The sequence below is a fragment of the Nocardia cyriacigeorgica genome (assembly GCF_010868145.1).
GTDB classification, from domain to species: Bacteria; Actinomycetota; Actinomycetes; order Mycobacteriales; family Mycobacteriaceae; genus Nocardia; species Nocardia cyriacigeorgica_D.
The window spans coordinates 1-20,071 of sequence record NZ_JAAGUY010000004.1 but is presented as its reverse complement, the minus strand read 5'-3'; the positions used below and the strand labels follow the sequence as shown (position 1 = coordinate 20,071).

Annotated in this window: 20 protein-coding genes; 17 read left to right on the top strand and 3 right to left on the bottom strand. The window is 68.4% G+C overall.

The genetic code is table 11. The annotated features are described in order from the left end of the window. Positions 1 to 151: 151 nt before the first annotated feature. A complete protein-coding gene (locus GV792_RS08005) occupies positions 152 to 817 on the bottom strand; it encodes an NADPH-dependent F420 reductase (RefSeq protein WP_163823287.1) in 666 nt (221 codons plus the stop codon). 93 nt (positions 818 to 910) lie between these two features. Here GV792_RS08005 and GV792_RS08000 point away from each other — a divergent pair, with 93 nt between their 5' ends. The 3 genes from GV792_RS08000 to GV792_RS07990 all read left to right on the top strand — a co-directional run bounded on the left by GV792_RS08000 (position 911) and on the right by GV792_RS07990 (position 3,365). Further along, on the top strand, positions 911 to 1,276 hold the full coding sequence (locus GV792_RS08000) for a winged helix-turn-helix transcriptional regulator (RefSeq protein WP_309138563.1): 366 nt from the start codon (positions 911 to 913) through the stop codon (positions 1,274 to 1,276). Positions 1,277 to 1,443: 167 nt separating this feature from the next. Beyond that, positions 1,444 to 2,679: a sensor histidine kinase gene (locus tag GV792_RS07995; RefSeq protein ID WP_163823286.1), complete on the top strand. Its 1,236-nt coding sequence runs from the start codon at positions 1,444 to 1,446 to the stop codon at positions 2,677 to 2,679. Beyond that, positions 2,676 to 3,365 carry a response regulator transcription factor gene (locus GV792_RS07990; RefSeq protein ID WP_163823283.1) on the top strand — a complete coding sequence of 230 codons (690 nt, stop codon included), beginning with the start codon at positions 2,676 to 2,678 and terminating at the stop codon, positions 3,363 to 3,365. Before GV792_RS07995 ends, GV792_RS07990 begins: the two co-directional genes overlap by 4 nt. 34 nt (positions 3,366 to 3,399) lie before the next feature. Here GV792_RS07990 and GV792_RS07985 read toward each other — a convergent pair whose 3' ends face one another. Next, on the bottom strand, positions 3,400 to 4,227 hold the full coding sequence (locus GV792_RS07985) for a hypothetical protein (RefSeq protein ID WP_163823597.1): 828 nt from the start codon (positions 4,225 to 4,227) through the stop codon (positions 3,400 to 3,402). Positions 4,228 to 4,417: 190 nt separating this feature from the next. Here GV792_RS07985 and GV792_RS07980 point away from each other — a divergent pair, with 190 nt between their 5' ends. The 9 genes from GV792_RS07980 (at position 4,418) to GV792_RS07940 (ending at position 13,187) form a co-directional block, all read left to right on the top strand. Beyond that, positions 4,418 to 5,449, top strand: a complete 1,032-nt coding sequence (locus GV792_RS07980) for a Ppx/GppA phosphatase family protein (protein ID WP_309139084.1) — start codon at positions 4,418 to 4,420, stop codon at positions 5,447 to 5,449. Then, positions 5,446 to 7,332: a hypothetical protein gene (locus GV792_RS07975; protein WP_163823281.1), complete on the top strand. Its 1,887-nt coding sequence runs from the start codon at positions 5,446 to 5,448 to the stop codon at positions 7,330 to 7,332. Before GV792_RS07980 ends, GV792_RS07975 begins: the two co-directional genes overlap by 4 nt. Positions 7,333 to 7,402: 70 nt before the next feature. Continuing rightward, positions 7,403 to 8,314, top strand: a complete 912-nt coding sequence (locus tag GV792_RS07970; RefSeq protein ID WP_163823595.1) for a sugar phosphate isomerase/epimerase family protein — start codon at positions 7,403 to 7,405, stop codon at positions 8,312 to 8,314. Between the two features lie 97 nt (positions 8,315 to 8,411). Beyond that, a complete protein-coding gene (locus GV792_RS07965) occupies positions 8,412 to 9,302 on the top strand; it encodes a thioesterase family protein (protein ID WP_163823594.1) in 891 nt (296 codons plus the stop codon). 96 nt (positions 9,303 to 9,398) lie between these two features. Continuing rightward, entirely contained in the window at positions 9,399 to 10,217 is an 819-nt protein-coding gene (gene proC, locus GV792_RS07960) for a pyrroline-5-carboxylate reductase (protein ID WP_163823279.1), read from the top strand. 144 nt (positions 10,218 to 10,361) lie between these two features. Then, the gene (locus tag GV792_RS07955) at positions 10,362 to 10,607 is read left to right on the top strand and encodes a helix-turn-helix domain-containing protein (RefSeq protein WP_036540611.1); all 246 of its coding nucleotides are present in this window, start codon (positions 10,362 to 10,364) and stop codon (positions 10,605 to 10,607) included. 186 nt (positions 10,608 to 10,793) lie between these two features. Further along, positions 10,794 to 10,895, top strand: coding sequence for a 30S ribosomal protein bS22 (locus tag GV792_RS07950; RefSeq protein ID WP_003402602.1), 102 nt, complete (start codon positions 10,794 to 10,796; stop codon positions 10,893 to 10,895). A gap of 205 nt (positions 10,896 to 11,100) precedes the next feature. Continuing rightward, entirely contained in the window at positions 11,101 to 12,177 is a 1,077-nt protein-coding gene (locus GV792_RS07945) for an NAD-dependent epimerase/dehydratase family protein (RefSeq protein ID WP_163823593.1), read from the top strand. Continuing rightward, the gene (locus GV792_RS07940; protein WP_163823277.1) at positions 12,174 to 13,187 is read left to right on the top strand and encodes a lysophospholipid acyltransferase family protein; all 1,014 of its coding nucleotides are present in this window, start codon (positions 12,174 to 12,176) and stop codon (positions 13,185 to 13,187) included. Before GV792_RS07945 ends, GV792_RS07940 begins: the two co-directional genes overlap by 4 nt. A 108-nt stretch (positions 13,188 to 13,295) precedes the next feature. Here GV792_RS07940 and GV792_RS07935 read toward each other — a convergent pair whose 3' ends face one another. Further along, on the bottom strand, positions 13,296 to 14,252 hold the full coding sequence (locus tag GV792_RS07935) for an HAD family hydrolase (protein ID WP_256668019.1): 957 nt from the start codon (positions 14,250 to 14,252) through the stop codon (positions 13,296 to 13,298). A 185-nt stretch (positions 14,253 to 14,437) separates the two neighbouring features. Between GV792_RS07935 and GV792_RS07930 the strand changes: the two genes are divergently transcribed. The 5 genes from GV792_RS07930 (at position 14,438) to GV792_RS07910 (ending at position 19,976) form a co-directional block, all read left to right on the top strand. Continuing rightward, positions 14,438 to 14,722, top strand: coding sequence for a glutaredoxin family protein (locus GV792_RS07930; protein WP_163823273.1), 285 nt, complete (start codon positions 14,438 to 14,440; stop codon positions 14,720 to 14,722). Positions 14,723 to 14,984: 262 nt separating this feature from the next. Then, positions 14,985 to 15,947 carry a redox-sensing transcriptional repressor Rex gene (locus GV792_RS07925; protein WP_163823271.1) on the top strand — a complete coding sequence of 321 codons (963 nt, stop codon included), beginning with the start codon at positions 14,985 to 14,987 and terminating at the stop codon, positions 15,945 to 15,947. Further along, positions 15,944 to 17,383: a glutamyl-tRNA reductase gene (locus GV792_RS07920; RefSeq protein ID WP_163823269.1), complete on the top strand. Its 1,440-nt coding sequence runs from the start codon at positions 15,944 to 15,946 to the stop codon at positions 17,381 to 17,383. Before GV792_RS07925 ends, GV792_RS07920 begins: the two co-directional genes overlap by 4 nt. Then, positions 17,380 to 18,417: a hydroxymethylbilane synthase gene (gene hemC, locus GV792_RS07915; RefSeq protein ID WP_163823267.1), complete on the top strand. Its 1,038-nt coding sequence runs from the start codon at positions 17,380 to 17,382 to the stop codon at positions 18,415 to 18,417. Before GV792_RS07920 ends, hemC begins: the two co-directional genes overlap by 4 nt. Then, complete coding sequence (locus tag GV792_RS07910; RefSeq protein ID WP_163823265.1) at positions 18,414 to 19,976, top strand: bifunctional uroporphyrinogen-III C-methyltransferase/uroporphyrinogen-III synthase; 1,563 nt, start codon at positions 18,414 to 18,416, stop codon at positions 19,974 to 19,976. The genes hemC and GV792_RS07910 overlap by 4 nt, the downstream gene beginning before the upstream one ends. Positions 19,977 to 20,071: the final 95 nt, after the last annotated feature.

Below are 20,071 nucleotides of genomic sequence, written 5' to 3'. Positions count from 1 at the left end.
CAGCGGGGTCGCGTGAGTGTTCGCACTCGCGCGGCCCCGTTGCTCGTTTCACGCGGTGAACCCCGGGCCACGGGGGGTTGCGCGCATCGCCTCGTTCAGCCCGGCGGTGCCAGGGCCTATCGCTGACACGTCCGCCCGCACCCCGGGGGCATCAGTCGGTCACCGCGAACGCAGCTTCGACAGGCGGGAACACGGCACGCACGTCATACCCGGCGAACCACATCCCGACAGTGAACACCGAAGTAGCTTCCAGGTAGCGGGCGCGGTGCAGGCGGCCTGCGAGCGCCGGGACCAGCCGCAGGTCCTCCACCAGCCCACTGACCAGTTGCAGGGCGGCCGGATCGTCACCGCAGATCGGCACGGCTAGCGGCCGATTCTCGAAAACCCTTGTCGGGCTCGCGAATACCTCGGCGGCGCACACATTGAACGCCTTCACCACCTGCGCGCCCGGTGCGGCCGCGGCGATCCGCTCCGCGACTGCGTCCTCGGAGAGGATGAAAGCGGTGACACCCTCGGGGGCCGCGGTGTCCGGGGCGAAGGCATTGGTGCAGTCGATGACGGCGCGGCCGACCATCTCGTCGGCGGCCGCCGAGAGGATGTCGTCGAGTGCGCCGACCGGGACGGCGAGCAGCACTACCTCGCCGAATCCGGCCGCGTCGCGGATATCGCCGCTGTCCGCGCCGTGGCCGATGCGATGTGCTGCCGCGGCTGCCGCTGCCCGGTCTCTTGCTCCGATGAGGACGTCGTGCCCGGCCGCGGCCCAACCTCCGCCGAGTGCCTGCGCCATCTGCCCGGCGCCGATGATTCCGATTCGCATGCCGATTCCCTTTGCTCGAAGATCTGCCTGCGCCGACGTTAGGCATTCCGATAGGCACCTTCGGGTGCCCGAGCCGGATGGCACTCTGGAGCCGTGGAGGTGGAGTTCGCCCCGTACGGCGATTTCGAATCGGACTGCCCGGCGCGCATGGCCGTCGATATCTTCGGCAATTCGTGGTTGCCGGTCGTGGTGTACATGCTGCGGGACGGGCAGATGCGTCCGCGCGACCTGCGGGCGGCGATCGGTGGCATCAGCCAGAAAATGCTGACGCAGACGCTGCGCCGGATGGAGCGCATGACCCTGGTCGAGCGCCGCGAATACGCACAGGCCCCGCCGCGGGTGGAATACGCCCTCACCGACGCGGGCCACGATCTGCTCGGCCCCATCTATGCGCTCGGCGCCTGGGTCGACAAGCACGGTGCCGCGGTCAACGCCGCGGTGCACGACCACACGTCGTGATCGACGATCGACGACACGCCGCGATCCACGGCCGCGACCAGACCGCCGCGGTTTTGGCCGAACAGCAAGTGAACGCCTGGCTAACGTCGCTGTAAGCGGCTGTGACCTGCGTGAAACTTCCCGGACCTGCCGTCGGGAGCGATCCTGGCGACCGTACGATTCAAGGTGTGAGTGTTCCCCAGGCCGTGCTGCTGGCAGTTCTGGCGGCTGTCGTCGGACTGGCCATCGGAGGGCTGCTCATCCCGTATATGAATGCCAGGCAGGCCGCTCGCAGGCAGGCCGAGTCGGGGCTCACCATGTCCCAGGTGCTCGACCTCATCGTGCTGGCTTCGGAAAGCGGTATCGCGGTCGTGGATGAATACCGCGACGTGGTGCTGGTCAACCCGCGCGCCGAGGAACTCGGCCTGGTCCGCAACCGGCTGCTCGACGAACGGGCCTGGGCCGCGGTGGAGAAGGTGCTGGCCAGCGGTGAGTCCGCCGAATTCGATCTGACGGCCAAGAACCCGGTGCCCGGCCGCAGCCGCATCGCGGTCCGCGGGGTGGCCCGGCCACTGTCGCGCGAGGAAACCAACTTCACTGTCCTGTTCGCCGACGACGACTCCGAACAGGCCCGCATGGAGGCCACCCGCCGCGACTTCGTGGCCAATGTCAGCCACGAACTCAAGACCCCCGTCGGTGCGATGAGCCTGCTCGCCGAGGCCCTGCTGGAATCGGCCGACGATCCCGACGCCGTGCGTCACTTCGGCGAACGCGTCCTCGGCGAGTCGCGCAGGCTCGGCAAGATGGTGACCGAATTGATCGCGCTGTCGCGGCTACAGGGCGCGGAGAAGCTGCCGCAGCTGGAAGTGGTCGACGTCGACACCGTCGTCATGCATGCCGTCGACCGCTCGCGCACCACCGCCGAAGCCGCAGGCATTACCGTCAGCACCGACCGGCCCAGCGGGCTCGAGGTGCTCGGCGATGAAACACTGCTGGTCACCGCGTTGTCGAACCTGGTCGAGAACGCCATCGCCTACTCGCCTGCCGGCTCGCACGTCTCGGTCAGCCGCTCGTTGCGCGGCGACCACGTCGCCATGGCCGTCACCGACCGCGGTATCGGTATCGCCAAGGAAGACCAGGAGCGGGTGTTCGAACGATTCTTCCGCTCGGACAAGGCGCGCTCGCGCTCGACCGGCGGTACCGGCCTCGGGCTGGCTATCGTCAAACACGTGGCCGCCAACCACAACGGTGAGATCACGCTGTGGAGCAAGTTGGGCACCGGCTCGACTTTCACCCTGCGTATACCGGCACATCACGAAGCCGACGGAGAAGAAGAATCCGGCGGCGTGGTGATGAGCAAGAAGGAAACCAGCCCGCGTCCCCCGGGGCCGGGCCGAACCAATGGTGTGGAGGCACGCAGATGACGAGTGTGTTGATCGTCGAGGATGAGGAGTCGCTGGCCGACCCGCTCGCCTTCCTGCTCAAGAAGGAGGGTTTCGAGGTCACCGTCGTGGGTGACGGCCCGTCCGCGCTCGCCGAGTTCGACCGGTCCGGTGCCGACATCGTGCTGCTCGACCTGATGCTGCCCGGTATGAGCGGCACCGACGTGTGCAAGCAGCTGCGTGCCCGCAGCGGCGTGCCGGTGATCATGGTGACCGCGCGCGACAGCGAGATCGACAAGGTCGTCGGGCTGGAACTCGGTGCCGACGACTACGTCACCAAGCCGTACTCGGCGCGTGAGCTCATCGCCCGTATCCGGGCCGTGCTGCGCCGTGGCGCGGGCGACGAACTCGACGGCGCCAACGAGAACGGTGTGCTCGAGGCCGGGCCGGTGCGGATGGACGTCGACCGGCACACCGTGCTGGTGAACGGCAAGCCGGTCACATTGCCGCTCAAGGAGTTCGACCTGCTCGAATACCTGCTGCGCAACTCCGGCCGGGTGCTGACCCGCGGGCAGCTCATCGACCGGGTCTGGGGCGCGGACTACGTCGGCGACACCAAAACCCTCGACGTGCACGTCAAGAGGCTGCGGTCGAAGATCGAAGCCGATCCGGCCCGGCCGGAGCACTTGGTGACCGTGCGCGGGCTCGGCTACAAGCTCGAAGCCTGATCGGATCCGCTCGCCGGCGCCGTAGCCCGAGGGCCTATGCGGATTGTTCGGTGGCCGGCGCGTCGGCGCGCATCCGGTCGGCGTGCACGGTGGCGGGGTGCACGGCGATGAGCCCGAGCCCCGCGCGGCGCTTGCAATGCCGCGCCAGCTCGTCGTAGGCGGGCTTGCCGAGTAGTTCGGTCAGCTCGGGACCATAGGACTGCCAGACCGGGCGGGCACCGACATGGGCATCCGGAGAGCCGGAGCAATACCAGCGCAGGTCCTCGCCGCCGGGGCCCCAACCGCGCCGGTCGTATTCGGTGATCACGGTGCGCAGGATCTGCACGCCGTCGGGGCGGTCCACCCAGTCCTGGGTGCGCCGGATCGGTAGCTGCCAGCACACATCCGGCTTGACCTCGAGCGGTTCGATGCCGCGGCGCAACGCCATGGTGTGCAATGCGCAGCCCACTCCGCCCGCGAAACCGGGACGGTTGAGGAAGATGCAGGCGCCGTCGTAGCGGCGAGTGCGTAGTGCGGGCTCGTCCTCGAGGTCGTCGACTTCCAGATAGCCCTTCTTGCTGACCTTGCCCTCGTCGTTGCGGGCCTCATCCATCAGCTGCCAGTCCTCGGGTGTGAGCATTTTCACAGCCTTCTGCAGGCGCTTACGGTCGTCGGTGTCGGCGAGGAAGGCGCCGTGCGAGCAACAGCCGTCATCGGGTCGGTCCTCGAGGATGCCCTGACAGGCCGGAGTGCCGAACACGCATGTCCACCGCGACAGCAGCCAGGTGAGGTCGGCGACGATGAGATGCTCATCGTTTGCCGGATCGACGAATTCGATCCATTCACGCGGGAAATCGAGGTCGACTTCGGGGGTCGGGTCCATCTTTCCCGCTGGTCGCGGCCGGGTCTGGCCGGTTGCCGCTGCGCCTGCCGTCACACCTGTCGACGCTAACAGTTCGGTCGCCTGACCTGAAGCTCGCCTCCACCGAATCCGCGGTCGGCGTCCCAGGTCATAGGGTGCCGCTCGGCTACCGCCTCCTGGCATGCCGCTCGGTCACGAGTACCGTGTTCATGTGCGTCTCGGGGTACTCGATGTGGGCAGCAATACCGTTCACCTACTGGTGGTGGACGCGCATCGGGGTGGCCATCCGATGCCGATGAGTTCAACGAAAGCAACATTGCGGCTTTCGGAAAACATGGATGACGAGGGGAAACTCATCCCCGCCGGCGCCGAGAAACTGATCGCCACGGTCAAAGAGTTCGCCAGTATCGCCGAAACCTCCCGGTGCGTCGAACTGATGCCGTTCGCCACGTCCGCGGTGCGCGACGCCACCAATTCCGATGAGGTTCTCGCGCGGGTGCGGGCCGAGGCAGGCGTCGATCTGCGGGTGCTGTCCGGCGAAGACGAGGCCCGGCTGACCTTCCTCGCCGTCCGCCGCTGGTACGGCTGGAGCGCGGGCCGCATCCTCAATCTCGATATCGGCGGTGGCTCACTGGAAATGACCATCGGCGGCGACGAAGATCCCGATATCGCACTGTCGCTGCAGCTCGGGGCGGGGCGGCTGACCAGGGAATGGTTACACGAGGACCCGCCGGGCAAGCGGCGGGTCGCTGTGCTGCGCGATTGGCTGGATGCAGAACTGGTCGCACCGGCCAAGCAGGTGATCGATGCGGGTAAACCCGATCTGGCCGTCGGCACCTCGAAGACGTTCCGTTCCCTTGCCCGCCTCACCGGTGCGGCGCCCTCGGGCGCGGGACCGCGGGTGCGACGTACACTCACCAGCTCAGGTCTTCGTCAACTGATCGGCTTCATCTCCAGAATGACCGCCTCGGACCGGGCGGAGTTGGAGGGCGTGAGTTCGGACCGGTCCCAGCAACTGGTGGCCGGTGCATTGGTCGCGGAGGCGAGTATGCGGGCTCTATCGCTGGATAGCATCGAAATTTGTCCGTGGGCGCTGCGGGAGGGACTGATCCTGCGCAAACTGGATACCGATATGAACGGTGGACCGCTTGTCACACGCGCACCGGGAACGGCCTCTGGCAACAGCGCGGCCGCACCCGGCGGCGCCACGTCGGCGGGCCCGATCGAAACGGTGCCTTCATGAGTGAGGATTCCAAACAGCTATCGGTCGCCGAACTGCTGGCCCGTAACGGCCAGCAGGGCGCCGGTTCGTCCGGTGGCGGGCGACGCCGTCGCGGCGGGCGCGGGCTCTCGGTCGCCGAACTGACCGGCGATCTGCCGGTGATCGACGGCGGTCGCTCGGCACATTCCGCGCCGGACGAGGAGGCGGCCGAGCCGGAACCGCCCGCCTCGTATGGCGTGAACGGCTACGGACCCGCTTCGGCCCCCACGCACTATCCGGCCCCGTCCTACGAATCCCCTGCGCCGCAACCGGCTTCTTACGAGCCGGACCCGGTCTATTCGCCGATGTCGGGTCCGATCACCCGATTCGACCCACTCGCCGGTGAGACCGGTACCGAGCCACAAGAGCGGCGCAGGTCGCGCCACAGCGCGCCGGAGTCCGACTCGGGTCCCATCGTCAACGGTCAGCCGCTGTCCACCGACGTCGCCGGTTCGGGCCGCACCGGTCGACGTCGCAGACGCGCCGATCCGGACGACGAGTACGACGCCGAACCGCAGGCGCCGGCCACCACCCACGAGACCGACCCGATGCGCCGGAGCTGGCAGCCTGCGCCGGAGGCACCCAACGGCCGGGACAGCTCCGTCAGCGGCCGGGCCGCTCGCCGCAGGGCGGCAGAGGCTGCCGAGGCGCAGGCCGCTGCCGACGCGCAGGCTGCCGCTGAGGCGCAAACCCGGGCTGCCGCGGCAGCGGAGGCCGCGGCGCAAGCCAATGCCGCTCGGGCCAGGGCCACTCGACCCGAGGTCGGCTCACCCCCAGCGGCCTGGACCCCGCCGGCGAACGGCTACGGTCCCGCACCGGCACCGCAGTGGCAGCCCACCGAGCAGATCGGTCCGCCCGCCCCGCTGAGCTCCCAGGATCCGGGGCCTGCCACGGCCGCCTGGACCCCGCCGCCGGTCAACGGCTACTCGCCCGGCCCGCAACCTCCCGACGACCAGAGCCAGGCGACCGCCGCCTGGTCGCCGACCATCAACGGTTTCGCGCCGAGTCCGAAGGCCGAACCCGAACCACCCGTCCGCGATACTCGTCCCGAACTGCCGCGTCGTCGCGAGGCGCAGGGCGAGAACGGGCTACCGGCGTGGTCTGCGCGCAGGCATCGGCCCGGTTCCGGGCCCGAGACCGGTGGCATTCCGACGTCCGCGTGGTCGCTGGCCAGTCAGGACCAGCAGCTGGTGTCCGGTCAAACCGTCGCAGGTGATCTGCTGCGCGACGGCGCCGAGCGGGCCGCGGCTGGTCGCAAGGGCCGCGGCCGCGGCGATGTCGTCGAGCCCGATGATCAGCGCACCGACTTCTTCGCGCCGGTCGCCGACGATGACCTCGACCACGACGAGGCCGACGACTTCTACGACGACGATGATCTGCTCGACGAGGAGCTCGACGACGAGGACGAGGCCGAATCGTCCTGGGGCCGCCGCACCGCGGCGCTGAGCCGCACGTCGAGTTCGCTGCGCCGCAAGGCAGGCGCCCTCGGCAAGGTGAAGACCCTCGCCGGGGCGAAGGCCGCGACGCTCGGCAAGAGCTCCTCCGCTGGTGCCGTTCCAGCCGCGCGTGGCACGCGCAGTGCTCGTAAGGCCGAGTACGACGCCAACAAACGGCAGTGGATGATCCTCGGCGGCCAGAGCGCTGGCGCGGCGGTCGCGGGCATGTTGCTGTTCAAGGGTTTCGAGCGGATGTGGGAGATGCTGCCCTGGGTGGCGCTCGCGCTGGCCATGGTCGTGATTCTCGGTCTGGTCGCCCTGGTGCGGATACTGCGGCGCACCGACGACATCCTCAGCACTGTGATTGCTGTCGTCGTCGGCATCTTTGTGACGCTCGGACCGCTAGCCTTTCTTCTCAGTACGAACTGAGTAGGGAGCGGCTGTGGGGAATATCGGGCAGGCGGACGAGCCCAGAGTGGTGCCGGGCCACACAGGCGCGGTGGGGGACTCCGATGCCTCGCCCGAGCGCGGACGGATCCGCGTCGGTTTGTCCACGGCCTCGGTGTACCCGCAGAACACCGAGTCGGCCTTCCGCTACGCCGCCGAATTGGGTTACGACGGCATCGAATTGATGGTCTGGGCCGAACCGGCCAGCCAGAGCATCGCCACGGTGCAGGCCTACGTCCGCAAATACGAGGTGCCGGTCCTCGCGGTGCACGCCCCGTGCCTGCTCATCTCCCAGCGGGTGTGGGGTCCGGATCCGGTGGCCAAGCTGGAGCGCAGTGTCCGTACCGCGGAAGCGCTCGGTGCCGACACCGTGGTTGTGCATCCGCCGTTCCGCTGGCAGCGCCGCTACGCCGAGGGTTTCCCCGAACAGGTGGCAGAACTGGAGGCCGACAGCTCCGTGGTGGTCGCGGTGGAGAACATGTTCCCCATGCGCGCCGACACCCTGTTCGGACGCCGCGGCGGAGCAGCCAAGCGCTTGGAACGGCGCGGTGGGCCCGGATTGGCATTGACGGCGTTCAGCCCGTCCTACGACCCGACCGACACCGGTTTCCAGCACTACACCCTCGACCTGTCGCATACCGCGACCGCAGGAGCAGATCCGCTCGCGCTGGCCGCGCGGATGGGCCCCGGCCTCGCACATCTGCATCTGGCCGACGGCCGTGGTGCGGCACACGACGAACATCTGGTCCCCGGTGACGGGACACAACCGTGCGTCGAGGTGTGCGCTGCGCTGGTGGAGTCCGGATTCACCGGCCACGCGGTCGCCGAGATCAATACCCAGAACGCGCGCACCACCGCCGACCGGGCGGGCATGCTCGGCCGAACGCTGGCCTTCGCCCGTGAGCACCTCAACGGGCTCGCCCCCGCGCCGGCACCGACGTCGCCGCGCAGCGAATCGGTCTGATAGCGAGGGTCGCATTCCGGCACCCGGGAATATCGATGCGCCGGTGCTGACTTGTACGCTGTACGAACGACGCATAGGTCGCACGACAGGAGTGATGATGACGCCGGAGCTGACCGCCGACCCCGATCAGGCCACCGCCGCCCCCTTCAGCCAGGTGTGTGCCCTCACCGAAGTCACCACGACGGGCCAGGACACCGGTCGCTACGCGGGCACCATCGATCCGATCTGGACGATCGGCTCCAAGGTGCACGGCGGCACCATGGTCGCCTCGTCGGCCGCCGCTGCGACCACCTGGTTGCGCACCGTCGACCCCGAGCGCACCGACATGGCACCGATCGCGGCGAGCTCGGACTTCCTGGGCGCCCCGGAGCCCGGTGCGGTCGAGTACGAGGTGAGCGTGCGCAAGGTCGGCCGCCAGATCTGCCTACTGGACACCACGCTGAGCCAGGGCGGCCGGGTCATGGTGCGCACAACGTTCACGTTCGGTCATCTCGACGACGCCGACACCCCGCCCGCCTACGCCCCGTCACACACCGATATGCCCGCCGAGCCGGGCGCCACCGCGGTCTCGTATGACCCGGATTCGCCGATGGGCCGGATCGTGCACGTCGCGCAGGGTGCCGATCTCTGCATCGATTCCGAATGGGCCCGGTTCCTGGCGAACGCCACCGGCGAGCCGCGACTGCGGCTGTGGATGCGCCCGCGCGAGGCCGACCAGAACGATCCGGACGTCGCCATGTACTTCGCCATGATGGCCGCCGATATGAGCCCGCCGGTGCCCGCGAACCTCGGCAGCTTCGGCTGGGCGCCGACCGTGCAGATGACCACGTATCTGCGGCGCAGGCCCGCACCCGGTTGGCTGCGCATCATCGCCACCACGCACGAAGTGGGTGGCCGGATGTTCGACGAAGACCAGCTCGTCATCGATTCCACGGGTTCTGTTGTCGCGCAGAGCCGCCAGCTCGCCCTGATGCCGACTCCGCGCTGAGCGTGGCAGGAGTCGAGTAACCGGCTCGTACGACCGAGCGGCCGATAGGCCGCGGTATTGGCAGTACGTCCAGTAGGCCGTCTAGCCTTATGGCTCATGACCAGAATTGCTGTGATCGGTGGCGGGCGGATCGGCGAGGCGTTGATCGCGGGGTTGCTCGAGTCCGGGCGTGCCGTCAAGGATCTGGTGGTCGTGGAGACCCATGCCGATCGCGGCGAGGTGCTCGCCGACCGGTTCGGTATCCGGGTGACCGATTCGGTGACCGACGCGTCCGTCGGCGCGGATCTGCTCGTCATCGCGGTCAAACCGGGCGATGTCGACGCCGTGCTGACCGACCTCGGCAAGGCCGAACTCGGCGGCGATCGTGATCAGGTGCTGGTCTCGCTGGCCGCGGGTGTACCCACCGCCAGGCTGGAGAACAAGTTGCCCGCCGGTTTCCCGGTGGTGCGGGTGATGCCGAATACTCCGATGCTCGTCGGGCAGGGCATGAGCGTCGTCTCGCCCGGTCGCTATGCCAAGGCCGACCAGCTGGATCTGGTCTCCGAGGTGCTCGGCGCCGTCGGCGAGGTCGCGGTGGTGCCGGAGACACAGATGGACGCGGTGACCGCGGTATCCGGTTCCGGCCCCGCGTACTTCTTCCTCGTCGTCGAGGCGATGGTGGATGCGGGCGTCGGCCTCGGCCTGACCCGCGATGTCGCCACCAAGCTCGTCGTGCAGACCATGGTCGGCTCTGCGGCGCTGCTGGAGGAATCCGGTCAGCATGCCGCCGACCTGCGCGCCGCGGTCACCTCGCCGGCCGGAACCACGGCGGCGGCGCTTCGCGAACTGGAGCGCGGCGGTGTGCGTTCGGCGTTCCTCGAGGCCCTGCATGCGGCCAAGCATCGGTCGATGGAACAGGGTATGGCCGCCGAGTAGACAGCGCATTCCCAGCATACGAACCGATTTCTCACTCCCGTCGCAGCAATCCCACTGGTCCCGCTAAGCTTCAAGGAGCACGTGCGTGTCTGTTCCGCCGGTGGGGAAGCCGGCGGCGCGGACGTGCCGGAGGTCAGTGGTGCGATGATGTCTTCGAACAAGATGTCTCCAAGTGGTGGCGGTTCGCCACAGGGACAACCCGTGCTCGGCGGAGGAACCCAGTTCCTCACTGTCGCCGAGGTTGCGAATCTGATGCGGGTGTCGAAAATGACGGTGTATCGGCTGGTGCACTCGGGTGAACTACCCGCGGTGCGCGTCGGCCGGTCGTTCCGGGTGCATGCCAAAGCGGTGCACGAATACCTCGAGACGTCCTACTTCGACGCGGGATGAGTCGATTACCGGCGCGTGTGTGCGGGCCGGTACGATGGACCCTCGGTTCGTGTTCACGCACCGCGGCTACCGCATGTTCGTTAGCCCAGGTGGCGCGAACATTGGGAGTGAGGCTTGCCGAGCGACCGGACAGTTGGCGTACGTGAGCGCGTGCGCGCCGAGTAGAGAGAACGCGAGGAACACCCTATGGGTTCTGTGATCAAGAAGCGCCGTAAGCGCATGTCGAAGAAGAAGCACCGGAAGCTGCTTCGTCGTACCCGCGTGCAGCGGCGCAAACTCGGCAAGTAAGCGCTGATGACAGCAGAAGGGCCCGTCACCGATCAGGTGGCGGGTCTTTCATTTTGAAATACAGAGATTTGAAACCTGGCGTGTTGCTGGTGATTGAAGTCATCGTTAGAAGCCGGTTAAATTTCCCGGCAGTGGGTAGCGCAGCAGTTAGGCTGGAACGGGAATAAATCCGAGGGGGCTCGAATGGTGGGACGGCCCGGTGCGTATGGACGTTGAGGCTAGTAGGGGTGCACGATTGCCCGACGTGGTGATGGTGACCGGTGCGGCCAGGTTCTTCGGCGGCAATGTGGTCTCCCGCCTGGCCCAGGACGAGCGGATCTCGCGCGTCATCGCGGTCGATTCGCTGACCCCGAACCCCGAGCTGCGCCGCCGGATGGGCCGCGCCGAGTTCGTCCGCGCCGATATCCGTAACCCGTTGATCCGCAAGGTCATCGCAGGCAAGGACGTCGATACCGTTGTCCACGCCGCGGTACTGTCGCATCCGCCCGCCGGCGGTAGCCGAGCCGCCATGAAAGACCTCAACGTCCTCGGCGCCATGCAGTTGTTCGCGGTGTGCCAGAAGGCGCCCGCTGTGCGGCGCGTGGTGCTGCGCTCGTCGTCGGCGGTGTACGGGGGCAGCGCCAAGGACCCCGCGAAATTCACCGAAGAGATGGGCGCGCGCACGCCGCCCAGCGGCGCGTTCGCCCGCGACATGATCGAGATCGAAGGGTTCGTGCGCGGGCTGGCCCGGCGTCGCCCGGATATCGCCGCGCCGATTCTGCGCTTCGCGCCCATCGTCGGGCCTAGACTGGCCGGACGTGGCGCCCAGTTCCTGCGTTCGCCGCTGACACCGACGGTGCTCGGCCGCGACGCACGGATGCAGTTGTTGCACGAAGAAGACGCGGTCGCCGCCTTGGTGCACGCAGCGCTGGGTGCACCCGGAGGAACGTTCAATATCGCAGGCGATGGGGCGCTGGCCTTGTCCCAAGCAGTTCGCCGTGCGGGCCGGGTCGCGATGCCGGTCCCGTGGGCGCTGTTCCGCACCATCGGCCGGGGTTTGATGGGCCCGGTGATGCGCGATTTCAGCGCCGAACAGCTCGACTACTTTCACTTCGGTTGTGGCCTGGACACCACGCGCATGCGCACCGAGCTCGGATTCGAGCCGCGCTGGACGACGGTACAGGCGTTCGACGACTTCATCGGGGGCGCAGCGCTGCGGCCCGTAGTCGATCCCACGTGGATCGATGCCGCAGAACACAAACTGCTCGGCCTGGTTAGGGCCGGTACGGGAGCCAATACATGAACGACGTAGCGAAAGTGATTCAGCTGCACGACCTCGCCGTGGAACCGCGTCCGCGGTCCGCGCCGCCACGGGACTGGAGTGGACCCGTCCCCGCCGTGACGTCGCTGACCGAACGGCTGGCCGCGGCGGCCCCCACCGCACCGCAATCGCTCTCGGAACTGGTGCGCGGTGCGCTCGGTTCACAGATCAGCAAGGCCGCCGAATTCGCCCGCCGCAGGCTGACCGGCGACTATCAGGTCGACGAATTCGGCTTCGACGAGCACCTGCTCGAATCGGTGATCCTGCCCGCGCTGCGCCCGCTCTCGGATTTCTGGTTCCGGGTACAGGTCAGCGGCATGGAGAACGTTCCAGAGGTGGGCGGCGCGCTGATCGTGTCCAACCACGCGGGCACGGTTCCGCTGGACGGGCTCATGCTTCAGCTCGCCATCCACGACCATCACCCCAAACAGCGCGCGTTGCGTCTGCTGGCCGCCGATCTGGTCTTCGAGACACCCATGCTCGGCGTGCTCGCCCGCAAGGCCGGACACACCCTGGCCTGCCGGCCGGACGCCGAACGGCTGCTGCGCTCCGGTGAGCTGACCGGCGTGTTCCCCGAGGGCTTCAAGGGTGTCGGCAAACAGTACGCCGACCGGTACAAGCTGCAGCGTTTCGGTCGCGGTGGTTTCGTCGCGGCCGCCGTGCGCACCGGGGTGCCGATCATTCCGTGCTCGATCGTCGGGTCCGAGGAGATCTATCCGAAGCTCGCCGATATCAAGCCGCTGGCCCGGCTGCTCGGCCTGCCGTACTTCCCGGTGACGCCGACCTTCCCGCACCTCGGCCCGCTCGGCGCGGTGCCGCTGCCGTCGAAGTGGTACATCGAATTCGGTAAGCCGATCGCCACTACCGGCTATGAGCCCGAGGCGGCCGACGACCCGATGACGATGTTCGAGGTCACCGACCAGGTCCGCGAAACCATCCAGCAGACCCTCTACAAACTGCTCACCAAGCGCCGCAACCCGTTCACGGGGTAGGGACCACTGGGCCGGTCACGTTAGGGGCGACCCCGAGGAGCCCCGTTCGCGGCCCGGCGCGGAAACACGAGCCACACAGGGGCCGCGAACACGCCGCGCCAGCGGCAATTAGATACTGCGGCGCCGGGTGATCGCGGCAGCCACCGCACCACCCGCCGCGCCGACGGCCAATGCGGTCGGTACGCCGATTTTGGCGGCCTTGCGGCCGGTGCGGAAGTCGCGAATCTCCCAGCCGCGGTTCTTGGCGACCTCACGCAGGTCCGAATCCGGGTTGATCGCCACCGCCGTGCCGACCAGCGACAACATCGGCACATCGTTGTGGCTGTCGGAGTAGGCGGTGCAGCGCTTGAGGTTGAGGCCCTCGCGGATGGCCAGGGTGCGTACCGCGTGCGCCTTGCCGAGCCCATGCAGGATGTCGCCGACCAGGCGTCCGGTGAACTTGCCGTCGACGCTCTCGGCCACCGTGCCGAGCGCTCCGGTGAGCCCGAGTCGTTTCGCGATCACCTGCGCCAGCTCCACCGGTGTGGCGGTGACCAGCCACACCTGCTGACCGGCGTCCAGATGCATCTGGGCCAGCGCGCGGGTGCCCGGCCAGATCTTGTCGGCGATGATCTCGTCGTAGATCTCCTCACCGAGTGCGGCCAGTTCGGCGGTCGGGCGCCCGGCAATGAATTCCAGCGCCTTTTCCTTACCCGAGGCCATATCGGTGCTGTTTTCTTTGCCGGTGACCCGGAACTTCACCTGTTTCCAGGCGATATCCACCAGATCCGAGGTCTTGAAGTATTTGCGGGCGGCCAGCCCGCGCGCGAAATGCACGATCGAGGCGCCCTGCACCATGGTGTTGTCGACGTCGAAGAAGGCCGCCGCGGTCAGGTCGCGGGGAACCTCCGGCCCCTCGGTCTCCTCCTCGGCCGCGGAGGCCAGCTCCGCATCGTGCAGTGCGAGCGCCGCATCCGCACTGGCCTCACCTGCCAGATTGGCCCGCAGCTCCTCCTCGCTCGGGCCGAACGGGCTGCGCGAGATGCGGGCGAGCTGATCGGTCAGCCCATGGCCGAGCGGACCCAGATTCCATCGCGCAGGAAACTCGCCGAACCGTCCCGCGATGAATCCGGTCCTCGCCACCCTCGATCGTTCCGGCACCAGTACCTCCGCCCGTCGCAAGCCACGTCCAACAGTAACCGGATTCCGGCCCCGTCACCCGAGGACCGTGCGCAGCGGCACTCGCGTCGCAAGGGGATTTAATAGCCTCCATGACCAATCCCACAGAAAATGCCGAATCCGGCGCGCGCCCGGTGGTGACCTTGCTGACCAGGGCGGGTTGTGGAATGTGCGGTACAGCACTCGAACAGTTGCGTGTCATCTGCGCCGACTTCGGCATCGAGGTCGCCACCGTCGACGTCGACGAGGCCGCCGCCACCGACCCTGGCCTGCGCGCGGAGTACGGCGACCGGCTTCCTGTGGTGCTGCTCAACGGTCGTGAGCACAGCTATTTCGACGTCGACGAACCCCGATTGCGGGCCGACCTGAGCCGTTGATCGGCGCGCCGAACGGCGCTGTGCTGGTCGCGGGGGAAAATGAGGCCAATTTCACCGACTTTGTGCAGGGCTTCACAAGCGGTTACGGTGGTGGCACGCGACCCGCGGGCCGAGGATTCTCGAGAGGCTTCTCGAGCAGCGTTCTCGAGTGTGCCGGCGCGCGGTGAATCAACCCGACATTCGATCCCGTCACCGGAGCAGCCCGGGACGGAGGTCACAGACGAACCGGACCTGAACTCAGGACGGGCGAGGAGCCGAGGACGTGACAGAGCAACATGAGGCGCCGGGTGGCGTCTCCAAGGCTCTGCGGTCGAACGACGGGTCCGGCGGCGGCAGCTCGCGCAACCACGAGGCCGCCAATCGTACCCATAAGGACATTCCGCAGGCGACGGTGGCGCGGCTGGCCACCTACCTTCGAGTCCTCGCCATGTTGGCCGATGACGGTGTGCTCATCGTATCGAGTGAGGAACTCGCTGTCGCGGCGGGTGTCAATTCCGCGAAGCTGCGCAAGGACCTGTCGTTCCTCGGCCCCAACGGTGTTCGCGGCGTCGGCTACGACGTGGCCAAGCTGCGGACCAGGATAGAAGACGTCCTCGGCCTGTCCGAGGGCCACCGCGTCGTGCTGGTCGGCGCGGGAAATCTCGGACGTGCGCTGGTCGGTTACGGCGGATTCCGGCGCCGTGGTTTCACCGTGGTCGGCATGTTCGACAACGATCCCGCGGTGATCGGTCGGTCGGTGGCCGGGCTCAGCGTGCGTGACGCCGCCGAGCTGGCCGCGGCGGTGACCGCCCTCGAGCCCACGATCGCCGTCATTGCTGTCCCCGACGACGCCGCGCAGGACGTCTGCGACGCCCTGGTCGCCGCGGGTCTGCAGTCGATTCTGAGCTTCGCCCCCTGTGAGCTGGTGGTACCGGCCACGGTGGAGGTGCGGCGGGTGGATCTCGCCGTCGAGATGCAGATGCTGTCGTTCGAGCGGGTCCGCAATGCCGATGCCGAACAGCAGCAAGCTGCCGTCGGTGACGAGCGCGGTGACTCGATCCCGGTCGCCCACGCGCTCGGGTCCGGACGAGTAGCACGCCGGGCGTCGAATACCCATCCGCAGCCCGCCCATCCCGGCCGCGCCCACCCGGCGCCGGCCACACAACATCCGGCAACCCCACAGCATCCGGCAACCTCGCATTCGGCAACGGAGCCAACCAGCAAGGGATCGGTGGTCACACCATGAGTGTTCTTCTCGTCGGCATCTCCCATCGCAGTGCCCCGGTCTCGGTGCTGGAGAAGGTCGCGATCACCGACTCCGATCGGCCCAAGCTGATCGACCGGCTGCTGACGTCGAGCCACGTGTCCGAGGCGATGATCGTCTCCACCTGCAACCGCGTCGAGGTCTACGCGGTGGTCGACGCCTTCCACGGCGGTCTCGCCGAGGTCGGCGACCTGCTGACCAAGCACTCCGGACTTCCGCTCCCGGATCTGACCAAGCACGCCTACGTCCGCTACAGCGAAGCCGCCGCCGAGCATCTGTTCGCGGTCTCCAGCGGCCTGGATTCGATGGTGATCGGCGAGCAGCAGGTGCTCAGCCAGATCCGCAGCGCCTACGCCACCGCCGATGCCCAGCAGGCTGTCGGTCGCACCCTGCACGAGCTGGCCCAGCACGCGCTTCGGGTCGGTAAGCGGGTGCATTCGGAGACCGGGATCGACCGGGCAGGCGCCTCGGTGGTGTCGGTGGCCCTCGATCGCGCGAACGCTGTGCTCGGACCGCTCACCGGACGGACCGCGGTCGTCGTCGGCGCGGGCGCGATGGGCGGACTCGCCGTCGCGCACCTGTCGCGGGCGGGTATCGGCCGCATCATCGTCGTCAATCGCACCATGGAGCGGGCCGCTCGCCTGGCCGCCACCGCCGAGACACACGGTGTCGCCGCGCAGGCGATGGAGCTGTCGCGGCTAACCGAGGCGATGTCGGTCGCCGATGTGGTGATCACCTGTACCGGCGCGGTCGGCGCCGTGGTCACCCTGGCCGACACCCACACCGCGCTGGCCGATCGGGACCGGGTTGGCGAGCGTCCGCTGGTGTTCTGCGATCTGGGCCTGCCCCGCGATGTGGAGCATGCGGTGGCCGGGCTCCCCGGCGTCACCGTCATCGATATCGAGACCCTGCAGCGCGATCCCGCCGCGGGTGCGGCCGCCGACGACACCGTGGCCGCCCGCACGATCGTCGCCGACGAACTCGCCAAATACCTTGCCGGACAGCGGATGGCCGAGGTCACGCCGACCGTCGCGGCCCTGCGCCAGCGCGCCGCCGAAGTGGTGGAAGCCGAACTGATGCGGCTGGATTCGCGGCTGCCCGATCTGGCCGATCCCGACCGCGACGAGGTCGCGCGCACCGTGCGCCGGGTGGTGGACAAGTTGCTGCACGCCCCGACGGTCCGGGTCAAGCAGTTGGCCTCGACACCGGGCGGCGACAGCTACGCCGAGGCGCTGCGCGAACTATTCGAGCTCAAACCCGGTGCGGCGCAGGCGGTTGCCACGCCGATGGAAATTCACGCGGTCCCGGCGCCGGGCGAGCGCAATGGCGTAATCCTTGCCATCGAGGACGGCGAGGTCACTTTGGCAGACGATTTCACCGCCGGTCATTTCGGCGACGAAGAGGAGCAGACGGCATGAACGCTTCGATGACGGCCACCACGCGGTCGGCTTCGGAGGTGCGCGCCCCGTTGCGGATCGGCACCAGAGGAAGCCTGCTGGCGCTGACCCAGGCGGGGACCGTGCGTGACTCGCTGATCGCCGCAGGACGTCCCGCGGAACTGGTCGTGGTGAAGACACCCGGCGATCTGTCCTCCGATCCGGTGGAGAAGATCGGTGTCGGCGTGTTCACCTCCGCGCTACGCGACGAACTCGCCGCGGGCACCGTCGATATCGCGGTGCACTCCTATAAAGACCTGCCGACCGCACCGGACGACCGATTCACGATTGCCGCGATCCCGCCGCGCGAAGACCCGCGTGACGCCCTGGTCGCCCGCGACGGCCTGGTACTCGGTGAGCTGCCTTCCGGTTCGGTGGTCGGTACCTCGGCCCCGCGCCGCGGTGCCCAGCTGCGTGCCCTCGGGCTCGGTTTGGAGATCGTGCCGCTGCGCGGCAACCTCGACTCCCGGCTGCGCAAGGTCAGCGAGGGCGAACTCGACGCGATCGTCGTCGCCCGCGCCGGCCTGTCCCGCATCGGCCGCCTCGATGCCGTCACCGAAGCGCTGGAACCGGTGCAGATGCTGTCCGCGCCCGCGCAGGGCGCCCTCGCGGTGGAATGCCGCAGCGACGATGCCGAACTGATCGAGCTGCTGACCGCGCTGGACGACTTCGCCACCCGCGCCGCCGTCATCGCCGAACGGGCGTTGCTGGCCGAACTCGAGGCCGGCTGTACCGCACCGGTCGGCGCCATCGCCGAGGTGGTCGAATCCCTCGACGACGAAGGCCGCATCGTCGAGGAACTCTCGCTGCGCGGCTGCGCGGCTGCCATCGACGGCTCCGACGTGCTGCGCGCGTCGGTGGTGGGTGCGCCCGCTGATGCCGCCGAATTGGGGCGGGCGCTGGCCCGCGAGCTGCTGGAGCTCGGCGCGCGCGAATTGCTCGCCGCCGAACCCGCCCCGGCGGCGGCCGCCCCCACAGACGTCACCGATCCCAGTCCAATGGAGAACAACCGATGAGTCGAGCCGCAAAGAAGCATCCCGGTCGGATCCTTTTCGTCGGGTCGGGTCCAGGCGATCCGGCGCTGCTCACCGTGCGGGCGCGCGAGGTGCTCGGCCGGGCAACGCTCGCCTTCACCGACCCCGATGTCGACAAGGGCGTGCTCGCCCTGATCGGGACCGCCGTCGAGCCGGGCCCCGACGGTGAGTCCGCCGTCGATGTGCGCCCCGCGCTCGGTGAGCCGGCCGAGGTCGCCAAAACGCTGATCGCCGAGGCGCGCGCCGGACACGATGTGGTCCGCGTGGTCGCCGGTGATCCGCTGACCACCGACGCCGTGATCGCCGAGGTCACCACCGTGACCCGGTCGCACATGGTGTTCGAGGTGCTGCCCGGTCTGCCCGGTGGGTCGGCGGTGCCGAGCTACGCGGGTATCGCACTTGGTTCGGGTCACACCGAGGCCGATGTGCGCGGCGAGGTCGACTGGGCGGCACTCGCCGCCGCACCCGGACCGCTGGTGCTGCATGCCACGTCGGGACATTTGGCCGAGACCGCGAGCGCGCTGGTCGAGCACGGTATGGCCCCGCAGACGCCGGTCGCGGTGACCGTACGTGGCACCACCCGCCAGCAGCGCACCATCGAAGCCACCCTTGCCACGCTCAACAGCGCCGCCTCCGAGCTGGTCGGCCCGCTGGTGGTGACCATCGGCAAGGTGGTCGCGCAGCGGTCGAAGATGTCGTGGTGGGAGTCGCGCGCTCTCTACGGCTGGACCGTGCTCGTGCCGCGCACCAAGGATCAGGCCGCCGAGATGAGCGAGCGACTGGTCACCCACGGCGCCATCCCGATGGAAGTGCCGACCATCGCGGTCGAGCCGCCGCGCAGCCCCGCGCAGATGGAACGTGCGGTCAAGGGCCTGGTCGACGGCCGCTACCAGTGGGTGGTGTTCACCTCCACCAACGCGGTGCGCGCGGTGTGGGAGAAGTTCTCCGAATTCGGGCTGGACGCGCGGGCGTTCTCCGGTGTGAAGATCGCCTGCGTCGGTGAGGCCACCGCGGACAAGGTGCGTTCCTTCGGCATCAACCCGGAGCTGCTGCCCAGCGGTGAACAGTCCTCCGAGGGCCTGCTCGCCGACTTCCCGCCCTACGACGACGTCTTCGATCCGGTGAACCGGGTTCTGCTGCCGCGCGCCGATATCGCCACCGAAACCCTGGCCGAGGGTCTGCGTGACCGCGGCTGGGAAATCGATGACGTCACCGCCTACCGCACGGTGCGTGCCTCGCCGCCGCCCGCGGAGACCCGCGAGATGATCAAGACCGGTGGTTTCGACGCGGTCCTGTTCACTTCGTCCTCCACGGTCCGCAACCTGGTCGGTATCGCGGGCAAGCCGCATGCGCGCACGATCGTCGCGTGCATCGGCCCCAAGACCGCCGAGACCGCGATCGAGTTCGGTCTGCGTGTCGATGTGCAGCCCGAGACCGCCCAGGTCGGCCCGCTGGTGGAGGCGCTGGCCGAGCACGCCGCCCGGCTGCGTGCCGAGGGCCTGCTGCCGCCGCCGCGTAAGAAGAGCCGCCGCAGCCGCTAGCCCCGCGGCCGCACGGCACCACGCTGTTCGACCCAGCAGCGCGATCACTGATCGCGCTGCTGGTGTTCGGGGGTCATCCACCCCCACCTCGCCCC